Genomic DNA, 12,059 nt, shown 5'->3' with positions numbered 1-12,059 from the left:
TTATAATAGTTCCGTGAGTTCAATGTCTTGATAAATTACTGACATTAAGACCGTTTTATCTGAGTTATGAGATCTGCAATGACGGGTTAGATTGACCCTTTTAACTTCTGGTAACCAACCACTAAACACGACTTCTTTACAATACTGATCCACAAACTCAGCCTCGCGCAAAAAAATCTTTTGGCTCCATGTTTCATCAACACACGTCAGTTGGAAATAATCATCCGGTTGATCGCACTGAGGGTTGCTTTTATACGTGATTACAATGCCTTCACTTGGGGAGTTAACAACAGCAGCAGCAACACCCTGCTCTTTTTGACTGACGACATTGTAATCTGATTTGCTTAGCACTTGAGTATCTAGATTCGGCAGCGAAATCACAGGTTCGGAGCTCGCATCAAAGTTATGAGCAGAAGAATAATCACTGAGGTCTACTTTAATCGCTTTCTCGTTATTCCCGCTCTTTAATTCATTGAGTTGCTGAGTATTGAGTTGAGCCCGAGAATAATAAAGAGCAACATCACTTTGTACGCTGCCGTTTATTTTGTATGGAAGCCAAATATGAGGCAAAGGAACACCAAGCGGCTCTCTCTTAGTTTTACTTCCAGCCTTAAATGGACTCAACTCGGTTTGAAGTAATTCTGTGTATGTTTCGCCTTCGTTAGGCCAATCAGCGACCACTACCTCAACTTCTTCTGCAGTAAGACCAAAAACACGGGCGCAAGCATATTCGTCCAACACACCCTCATAGACTTTTTTACCGTATTGGTACAACTGAAACGCTTCCCCTGACAGAAATGCTTCGGAGTCTTCGTCATATAAGCTAATATCGACTGATCTTTGAGGCGAGGACTTAGTGCTTTGGTAGAGTGATAGATCGACATCAGAAAAGCGTCCGTCGTTTTGAACTTGGATTTCTCGCCAAACTTCTGATTGCCAAACGACATAAATATAACCGCTTTCAATAGATACATACCCTGAATCACTTTTATGAACTGGAACCAAAGGCACCAACACGTTATCCCACTCATCCATCTGAGTTTCTTTATCAACGGGTTGCAGGTCTTCGGCGAGTTTAAGCAAGATCGGCTGAGGCTGGTCGGAACAAGGGATTTTGATATAGAGCGTTTTGCCCTCAGCTTCGAGATCTTTAAACGTCGCGAGGCTGCGGTGTTTGTTCTCGGTATCGGCCTTGCCTACAGTCACTTTTTCTTTTTGAGCTTCGGTTTTACCCAACATCAAACATGCTGCATTGCTAGCCCACTGCCCTGCAAATTCGACAACGATTTTTTGTTCTGGGCTTGGCTCAGAAGGTACATGCGTGTAACTGCGGACTAGAGCTACATCATCAGTAACCTGCTTATAACCCGCTTTGAAAACTTTGCTTTCATTCGAAGCAGAAACAGAGTCAACGAGTGTTTTAAGCCTAGGGAAACTTTGCAACTGAGAATCCGTTAATGGCGACCTACGAGCGAAGGAAGATAATGGAACCCAGCTACCTTTGCCCAATTCGATTCTGATCGCAGCTAACAATCCGCTGGTCGTTTTCTTGGCAGAGAGAGAAATCTTTTGCGCAAACTCTTTAGGGAGGTTTCTAAGAATATCATCTGAATTTCGCAAACGCGAAAGCTGCCCTATACACTCGTCTGGCGTAAGAACATAAGATAGCTCGTTGGAGGATAGCTTCGAGCTAGGTATAAATTTGCAAACTAAATGCATTTGGATTCTCCACAACCAACATCGTAAATATGGTTGCGGTGACATTTAAGCTGATAAGGCTTACAAGTACGATTTGGTGGCTCAATGCTACTAATTAAATTTATAACATTCAATCAGATAGAGAAAACGACGAAAAGGTTAAAACCATTAAAAACAACAAAAAGACAGGCTTATTGGTAATTATCACTAGCAATAAAGGCACAATAACCACCCAAACCTTTCAAAAGTTATATTTTCAGAAATCGGTTTTTTTTCGTTTTTGGGCAGAAGTTAACAATTTCAATAGACCAAAATATAGCGGCAAGCCAAGGCTCTAAAGGGAGCAGCTTCCCCAGTAACAATACGTTGGTTAATTACTACTGAGAAAGCGTGAATAAAAAGGTGAGTGCTTATCACACCCACAAAAACGCATAACCGTTTTGACGTGATGCTAGGTTGGTGTCACTTCAATACGATTACACAAGTGATAGGTTGTACCCTATCGTTTGCAGAACTCTATACTTGGGGTATAGCAATCAGCCGTAACTATATAATATTGCGACATATTCTCAACGTGGCATATTCACCATTACATATCTAAATTGACCACCACAATCACACCAACACCATCTAAAAACAAAATACTTATAGGTATTCTAGATAATTCACCTTGTAGAAAGACCATTGAATCATCCGGTTAAATTATTATAAAAAGCGAATCGTTTGATTTAGATCACTTAAATCTAGGTAAAAAAAGCGAGCTAAGAGCTCGCTTTCAATTAGGCTGCATTAAGCAAGGGGATATCACCATGATGTTTATCCCAAGACGTTGGAATAACAAGAGCCGTCGTACTGTCGTAATTGAATGTTGTGCTCTCCTCATCAGCTGTCGCAGATAACGCGTTAGTGCCTTTTGCGGAGACAGTAATGACACCATCTTTTAGGGTTGAAAGGTCTAAATCGATCGTCCATGCTCCGCCGACAAGCACAAGTGTATTCCCTGTTACTTCTACGCCAGCACTATCAACAGCTTTGATTTCGATTGTGTCATCTACCTCAAAACGAGTACTGGTACCATTGACGGTTACCATTGTCGCACCTGATACATCATTGATGGTTTCGAGCATAATAGTTGGCGTGATAGCTAACGCTTTGTTTGATGTGAACGATTCACCAGCATTGCCAGTTGCATCCTCAAAGCCTTGCAGCGTTAACTCTACGCTCTTCGCTGAATCGGCTACCGCTGCCACTTGAACTAAACCTTCCCATTGGGTGTGAGTGCCAACCTGTGGCGTCCAATTGATCGCCGCAGTACCTAAAGTTGAACCTGTTGGTGTCGTCACTTCTTTATCGAATGTAGCTGTCACTGTGACGGTCTCACCCGCCGCAGCGTACTGCGGTGAAATAGTCGTTTGGCTATCATCAACCGTTGGTTTGGTTTGCGTCAAAGTGAACGTTGTAGACACCTCTTTCGCCACGGCTTTCAAATCGTTCGTGCCATTAACAGTCACGGTAATAGTGCCATCTTTTAGACTTGTGACATCCAAGGACGTATTCCATTGACCTAGAGCATTCGCAGTAGTGGTTTTCGTGACTTCTTTACCGTCCGTATCAACCGCTTTGATGGTTAATGTGTCGGTGGTTACGAAGCGCGTGCTACCGCCACTGACTGCTACTGTCGCAACGCCAGTTGAATTGACATCACGGATATTCTCAACCGTTAAAGTTGGTGTCATAGCTAACGCCTTACTCAATGTGAACGGCTCACCAGCATTGCCAGTTGCATCCTCAAAGCCTTGCAGCGTTAACGACACGCTCTTCACTGAATCGGCTACCGCTGCCACTTGAACTAAACCTTCCCATTGGGTGTGAGTGCCAACCTGTGGCGTCCAGTTGATCGCCGCAGTACCTAAAGTTGAACCTGTTGGAGTCGTCACTTCTTTATCGAATGTAGCTGTCACTGTGACGGTCTCACCTGCCGCAGCGTACTGCGATGAAATAGTCGTTTGGCTATCATCAACCGTTGGTTTGGTTTGCGTCAAAGTGAACGTTGTAGACACCTCTTTCGCCACGGCTTTCAAATCGTTCGTGCCATTAACAGTCACGGTAATAGTGCCATCTTTTAGACTTGTGACATCCAAGGACGTATTCCATTGACCTAGAGCATTCGCAGTAGTGGTTTTCGTGACTTCTTTACTGTCCGTATCAACCGCTTTGATGGTTAATATGTCGGTGGTTACGAAGCGCGTGCTCCCGCCATTGACTGCTACTGTCGCAGCGTCAGTTGAATTGACATCACGGATATTCTCAACTGTTAAGGTTGGAGTTATTGGCAATGCGTTTGAGGCATTGTTTTCGCCCACATTACCCACTAAGTCTTTATATTGACTGACAACAAGACCAACGCTAGCTTCCGGTACATTCGGAACCTCAACTGTGCCTGTCCACACCTTCTTATTTGCGGTCACCGCTAGTGATGTAACGTTATTACTTCCTAGTGATGCAGTCGCTTCTTGCAACTCTTTGTCGAACTCAAGCTGGATGTTGACAGATTTGCCGATTTCCTGATGTATCGGGTCAAACGTTACCTTAGTCAGTGTTGGCAACACACCTTCAACCCCTAGAAGCAAACTATCCCCAATTCCGGGGATAGTATTGACGCTCTCATAGCTACCATCATCGACTCGTATGGTTATATCTTTATCCGCCCTTTCTGGAGTTAAGTAGTTGACAGTCCATGTTTTGTCATCAGTTTTATTCCAAGATAGAAGCTTCAGCTCTCCAATATCACTTCCATCACTTGCTTCGAGTTTTACATCAGAGAACTCAAAGTTTTTGACGTCTTCCGTAAACTTAAACGTAAGCTGAACTTCAACACCACCAGCTAATGGAGCACTCCCAGAGCTCGATATTGTGAGTTCAGGGACACTTGCAGCTTCCACTGTCGGCGTTATCGTTTCTTCAGCCTTATGGTTGACGAGGTCCGACGCCACTACTTTTATCGTGTAGTCTCCTTTTGATAATAGGTAGTGCATTACATACGGGTCGCTATCGTTGGCAGGCTGTGTGATTGATTGTGGACCAACAATTACCCCTGCCCCATTATCAGCCGTTGATGTGACTGAACTTAAGTTTTTATCTGAAACATAAGCGGTTACATCCAAATTGTATTTATCACCTGTCGGAGTCATAGAAACTTGATCAGCGCGAACACCCGTGATAACTGGTATCTCATGGTCAACAACAGAGTCGAGACCTTTGGCATCATAAGATTTATCGAAAAGCTCAAAGTCTGTAATCGAACGTCCTATGGAATCTATGACAGTGACTTTGTACGTGTACTCACCCTGGTCATCGGCATCAAACACCATAGTGCCTGACGCCGTTGATGAAGTTATATTTCCCTTGAAATTAAGCGTATCCCCAACCTTCGGAATCATATCTACAGAGTAGCTAGAAGCCTTGACGTGCTCACTATCTTTAGAGGTAATCGTAAATGATTGATTCTCATCTACAAACGCTAGCTTGTTTCCTTGCAAGCCAGCAATGCCATCAAAAGCAAGTGTTACTGTTGGCGCTTTTAAATAAACAGTTTTTGTTGCGGACTCAAAGTTTTCGACAGCATCAGTCGCGATAACCTCAACTCTGATTTCATCACGACCTGCGATCTGATCTTTAGGCAACTCGAAATAGGTCACATTCTCCGTTTTTTCTTCTTCAAAGTTGAGCACACGCACTGTGTATTTAACCGTAGCGAGTCCACTGACTTCATCTCTCATCTCATCAAAAGTGAACCTAACCTTATCGTTTGGTTGCTCTGAAACCGTGATCACATCCCCAATAATTGGGGCAGTATTATCGAATCGAATGTCTTTAACTGCTGCACTTCCACGGTTATCCCAAACATCTGTGGCAGTCACATTTACAGTCAGTGCTTTGTTTTCTAGAGAGCTTTCTAATTGGTCACTATGGAAAATAGAACAACGATATTCTCCATCAACACCACAAGGCTTGAACTTTTCAAAGTTATCATCCGTTTTGAGATTGTAGGACTCGTCACCGAAGGTGACTTCTACGTTTTCTAGTTCTGAATTTTTACTCAGTTTCACTCTAAACTCTACATCAAGAGTTTTACCATTTAGAACGTTGCCTTCACTTGGGCTGATAATTTCAACGATTGGATCTTCAGTCGGTAACAAAAATTCAAACTCATGATCTAGGGCTAAATTACCTGCATTGTCTTTAATGTTTGTTACTTTGTAATCATGTGTAACTGCGGTCTTTTGGATAATGTCGGAGTACTTTTCCTTGTAGCGACACACAACCTGACCATCCGCATTTAATACACAACTTTCTGCGCTAAAAGGAATCGCTCCCGCTTTCCGAATTATTTTAGGGTAGTTGTCTTCATTGGTGATGTTCACTCCTGATAATTCATCTTTAAACATAAGCTCGAACGCTAGAAACTTCGTGTCATCACCAGGGTTGTGGGTTACTTCACCACCAGAGAATTGATAAGTATCAGTAGCTGGTTGAGTGACTACTGGGGAATCTGAGTCCATCATTTTAAAGTCAAATTTCTGAACCGCTACCGCGCCATTCGTCCCCTTAGTTTGAACAATCAATATTGCCGGTGACAATGAGGTACTTTCAGAGTCAACGGTACAACTAGGTTCTTGTCCTGGAGATATATTCTTCTTGCCAGAAGTTGGCTTTTCGTTCTCATCAGGGGCTTCATTACCATCGTACTCTTGACGAACCCAGCACTGAATTTGCTGCGCTTTAACTTCACTTAGCGTTGTGAATGTGACATCCAGCACACCATTAGAGACATAGTTTTGAAAGTCTTGAGTTGGTTTTAATACATCAAGAGCAACACCATTACGCTGAACACTAAGCGTGTGGTTTATCTTGCTGACTAATGGATTATCGTCGCTGTTATGCTGGACATTGTTGTAAACACTAATACTGAGTTCATAGTTACCATCAGCTTTTAACTCAGACTCTTTCAAGGTAGCAGTCCACGTACCCTCTTCACCCACAACTTCATCGAACTGAAAGTCCGTAGCTTTGCTCTCACCGGAGTATTTATAAGTAGAAACAATGTTCTTTACACCACTCACATCCGTTACTTTTAACGTCAGCTTGATGTCACCTTCGTCATATACGACGCGATCTATTGTTTCACCGTTCGCAACGTTAGTGATTTTTAAATCCAGTTGAGGAACCTTGTTACTTACATTAAACCGGAAATCTTTTTGGGAAGAGTTACCACGAACATCAAGACCTTTGATCCTAATAGTATGCTCACCATCACTCAAACCACCTAAAGGAACCTTTAGAGTTTCGGCATTAACTATGTCCATACCTTGCGTACCAAAAGGCGGCTCTGCATCCTCAAATATCCAGAACTCTAGATTTTCTCTATCAACACCTTCAACAGAAACATTGCCGCTTGCGCCCAAGTCAACGGCTCTCAGCTCAAACACATAATCGTTGACGTAATAGCTACTTTCATCGTGACCAACCAAGTTAAAATCTGGACCTTGATTGTCAAAAATGACGCTATTTGTGTTGGATTGACTCTCAAAGCCATGAATATCTTTCGCTTTGACGTAAAGGCTGACACTGTTCCCTTCACCCGGCATATCAATTTTGTCAGTATCACTCTCGACAAGTGGCATGGGAAACTTTTGGCTTGGTTCTGCGGGTTTGAATGTTTTCAGCGCATCTGCTTGTCCAACTTGGAATAACGAGACCTCCGTGATTTTCGAATCATCTGTCACTCCATCAAAAAGCACGTTGAAATTACGACCAACGACTGCATTTTCCTTTGTTAAAGCGTCTTCAACCCAAGGGGTAGAAAGTAAAATAGTTGGCCCTTCGTTATCAACTTTGAAGGTAAACGTACCTTTTCTACTTTCGTTTTTCGGATACGCTTTATCTGTCGCCGTCACGTAGAATTCATTGGTAGCATCATAACTAAAGGCATTTGCAACCAACTGAACTTTAATATCTGGCTGCTCGCCAATAAGGTACGGTTCATCACAACTACTTGCTACAGGGTCACACGCCTCTAATGTCTGGGTCTGACCCGAACCTTTGCTCAACTCAATCTTTACGTTACTTCCCTGACTGAGTTCGCCCCAATCAATGATCGGTGTCCAAACACTGTTGCCACCCAATCGTTCAGCAATATTCGCATCATTAACAACTGGAGCTTCAGAATCGATGTAGATGCGGAACCTTGGCGCACCGCTATCAGCATCAGATACGACATTGCCCAAGTTATCTTCTGCGCTAGCGACTGCGAACCAGTTACCATCCCCTGGGTTGATGGTGACTCCTTGACCCGAACAGTCTTTCTGGCTGCATAGTCGTACTACAAATCGTTTTGTTTCATTCTTATAAAACTGCTCATACGAAACTGGATATTTTTCGCCTGAACTTTTGTAAAGTAAAAGACTACGCTTATCGAGCTTATCGCCAACGACATCATCTAAGATAAAAGTCAGATCGTGAATGTTATTCTTAACGCTTAGATAAACACCATCTTTGATTTCTTCATCATTGATGTCTTTGGGAGGCTCATAACTCGCCTTCGGATAATCGTTATCTACATAAAGGCGTTCTACATGTGGGTTGGACTCAGAATAACCATTGCCTTTGGTATCAAACGCACTTATCTCCAGTGCAAATTCAATAATATCCTTTAAGTCTGATGACTCTGAGTTAAGCGTAAAGAAGTACTCTTTTTTGAACTTCCCACTCTCGCCTGACTCTTCTATGTTTAGATCCAGTGGAATAGCCGTATTTGGATTGCTTCCCGCATACCACATACTTTTGAATTTAGGTGCATTATCGCCCTTTTCGACAATACCTGATGGGTCTTCCAAAACGACTTGGGAAACCACTTCCCCCGCGACATAACGTTTGTTACCAACCATCGTTTGGCGACCAGTTACTATCTTCAACGTTTTCTCCGGTGGATATACATCAATACTTCCACCTTCACTATCAAAAATACTGTCACTGCCAAGTTTTGGGTTTGCCTGTGAAATATCATCAGCATATAGCTGAGCAATATTATCAGGAATCTGATACTTACCCGTCATGATGTTGTAATACGACTGAGCAAGGTCTTTCCTGTAAGTGTCAGAACTGAACTCATAATCATCTAGTTTGATTTTGTTACCACCAGCTCCAAGACCATTTGCTTTACCATCGTAGCTAAGATCATCATAGATAGCAGAGGCAAAATCAGAAGAGTTGTTTCTCGGCAGGTTTTGCGCCAAACCATCGATGGCCTCAACAAGGAATCGATGTAAGTAGTCATTGGTCAAAACATTAGGTATTGGTTTCTCTAACATCTCGTTCGTGGCATAAGCCGTCACGGTCGGGTCAAAGCCAAAGAATGAGCTGTTGTTACTGTTGGTACCCGACAAAGCGTATTTCACATCAGTAAGAATTTGCGATGCACGTTCTGACGTTTTATCTCCTGCTTCTACTTGGTTCCAACGATAATCAAACAAACCCGTTTGGTAGGTTGCAAGCTCAGTGATGTAATAAGTGTTTGAGCCATCAAGCTCAAAATATGCGCCTATATTGGCGTTATTTAAGTTTACACTTGCCTTTTTACCCTCATCATCTTTCCATTGGTAGTAATGAGGATCCATCCCTTCTACACCGATTAAACGTACGCGCATGAATTCGTAATTCACCACATCAGTTGTGGTTTCACACACCGCGACGTCAAGCGCGGTTGTCTGATCACTTTCAGGTTGCTGGATGGTGGTACAACTAGCTAAAGATGTGAATTCGCCATTGGGGTTCAACCCTTCTAATTGCACTCGCGCACCAATAAAAGGCGTCACGACAGTCATTGTCGGCAAGTCAAAACTGCTTCTGAAGTAAACGACTTGCGCAGCACTCACGTTTTCAGATTCATCGATGGTTTGGATTTCCAGCTTTTGGCTCGCATTTTCAGAAACGTTCTTAAAGCCTTCACCAAGGATTTCTCTTACGAAAGGAACATAATAGATAACTTCGCTGACTCGACCGTTGCTGTCCATGATCGCTTCGTGAGGAATATTTGCGGTAACGTCTTCTGTTGAGGCTACTGTTTGTGTTCTCTCTTGGAAGGCATATTGACCATCATTGTTTGGGCTTACATAGTACTTGACCACTAGCTTCAGTTTGTCAGCACTCGTTCCCAAGACAGTGTCTGAACTCACATCGGAAACTCGAACCTTTACATAAGGAATTTTCTTTTCTTTTAATAAGTTAACGTTAAAGTTTGCGAAGTCGACACCATCAAGAGATTTCAAACCTGAGCTTGCGTAGACGTAGTCGATCTTCAAGTAGTCACGACTCGACTGCACGTTATCAGAAGTATAAGTATCTTGTGTGTAAACCCCCTCGTATGTCGATCGCTCCCCATCAAGGTTTACATTGACGTAGTTCATCGACGCCCCTTCAGGGTAAGCAACGATCTGAGCTGGAGCTTGGTCATCGCGACTGACGGTAAATGTTAGCTTACCGACATTATCTTTTGTGTCCTTCGCCGTAATATCAAACGTGGTCGTAGATAAGAATTCTTCTGTCGAATAAGGTTTACTGGTGAATTCACAAGCACTGCCTGACTCAGTGATAACCGGAGTACAACTGAGCTCTTCTGGTAAACCGTTTTTGAAGGAGACGTTAACCGATTTAATGTCTTGAGATGCCTCTTTAACAGTCCCTTTTAACACATATTCGGGAAGCTGCTTGTTGATCGCGCTCGCTGAACTCACCGTAATAACAGGCGCGTCATTATCCCAATAAAAATTAACGTAGTGACCTTTGTTACTGCCAGGAACAAGTTCATTACCTAAAACGTCTGCAGTGTAAAAGACCAAACGAGCATCCGATACATTAGAAAGACCAGTATCCGAATCACGCTCTACAGCATCAATCGCATTGGTATCAATGCTTACTTTGATGTTTGTTTCACGAACACCAACTTCAAAGCCGCTAGCATCTACCGAACAGAACTCACTACCGGAAGTTTGCTGGTCACTACATTTAAATTCTCCTGACCAAATGCCGTTTAGTTTGTATTCAACATAAGCAGAAATAGATTGAACGCCAATATCGTCGTTGATTCTGAGATCGACGTTATCTGTGCCAGCTAAAACGTCACTATCTGTGCGAGTAACAGTTGGCGGAATTGTGTCAATTTCCGTCTCGTCGCGAGGCGGAATAACGCCATCAGCCTGACCATGAGTCCCCAAATCATTGACTTGTTGGCTAAACGCCACGTAATCATCAGCATCGGTTCCAGAAACATTGAGCTTGGGATCGTTCACCACAATTAAAATTTGCTGCGAAAGATCTTGCGTATAAACGTCACTGGTGACTTTCTGCTGACCGAACGTAAGTGGAGTAACAGCACCTGTAGACTCACTAATTTCTAAGCCATCTAAAAGACCGTCTGCAATAACATCGCGGAATTGAATGTCTGCAAGATGCATTGAGGTATATATATTGTCTTTAGACTGACCGTATTTCTCTATCAAATCATAAGAGTAAGAAGAATAAGCCGTTAGCAACGCACCGTACTGATGTCCGGGTGTAGCAAAGCTACTCTGACCGCCTTTAGTTATGTCAATCGGTGTGGTTTCATTGACATTGAACCCATACATACCATTGATACTACTCAATGCTTTAGAAATAGCATCCGCCCCAGATGCCCCTTCTGCAATTTTGTACTTTGCCAAACCAGAAACAATATTAGTTAAAGGCGTCAGCATTAATGTCTGGTTGCTGCCTTCACTAAAGTTGACGACACCTTCTAGGCGCAAAGTCTTACCTGCACTTGACGACACGATCTCTTTCGTAAGCGGATCGGTATAGCTTCCTTGTTGCGCAACTACATACAAAGGCATCGATGAAGATTCGAATTCAAGCTTGTAATCACCGAAGGCGTTAGAAGTCGTGTTGGCAAGCAACCTGCCAACTTTTCCGTTCTTGTATTCAAACACCTCGATCTTCGCACCATTGACGGGAGCGTCAAAAACGTTTCCTGAGATACTTCCTGTCTTCCTAGCTGGCGGCGTGCTGTCACCCCCACCCCCACCGCCACATGCACTCAATAATAGTGAAGCAGCCATGAGACCTAACGTTGGTTTTAGCGTATTTTTAGTGATCATAGTAATTTGGCAGAGTATATTTTGCCGCGATTATATTATTGTCTAGAATTTTCTCAACGTGACAAAATAACCATAAAATCAAACATAAACGCTAAGGAAATAGGCAGTTTTCAATCTCTTTAGCAGCGCCACTTCACATCTATCGTTATTTAATTAGTAAAAACACAGGAA

2 protein-coding genes are annotated in these 12,059 nt (G+C 42.9%); both read right to left on the bottom strand.

What is annotated here, in order from left to right; genetic code table 11:
- A complete protein-coding gene (locus NL647_RS03010; RefSeq protein ID WP_253649601.1) occupies nt 1-1,719 on the bottom strand; it encodes a hypothetical protein in 1,719 nt (572 codons plus the stop codon).
- Between the two features lie 758 nt (nt 1,720-2,477).
- A complete protein-coding gene (locus NL647_RS03005) occupies nt 2,478-11,849 on the bottom strand; it encodes a tandem large repeat (protein WP_253649600.1) in 9,372 nt (3,123 codons plus the stop codon).
- Between the last annotated feature and the right edge of the window lie 210 nt (nt 11,850-12,059).

Origin of the sequence: Vibrio sp. Y29_XK_CS5 (assembly GCF_024181835.1) — a bacterium.
Classification (GTDB): Bacteria; Pseudomonadota; Gammaproteobacteria; order Enterobacterales; family Vibrionaceae; genus Vibrio; species Vibrio harveyi.
Note: the sequence above shows the minus strand (reverse complement) of the source record. Positions and strands in the feature narration are given on the sequence as shown.

Coding starts and splice junctions, on each gene's coding strand:
- NL647_RS03010 (WP_253649601.1), bottom strand. CDS start 1,719: ATGCATTTAGTTTGCAAATTTATACCTAGCTCGAAGCTATCCTCCAAC.
- NL647_RS03005 (WP_253649600.1), bottom strand. CDS start 11,849: ATGGCTGCTTCACTATTATTGAGTGCATGTGGCGGTGGGGGTGGGGGT.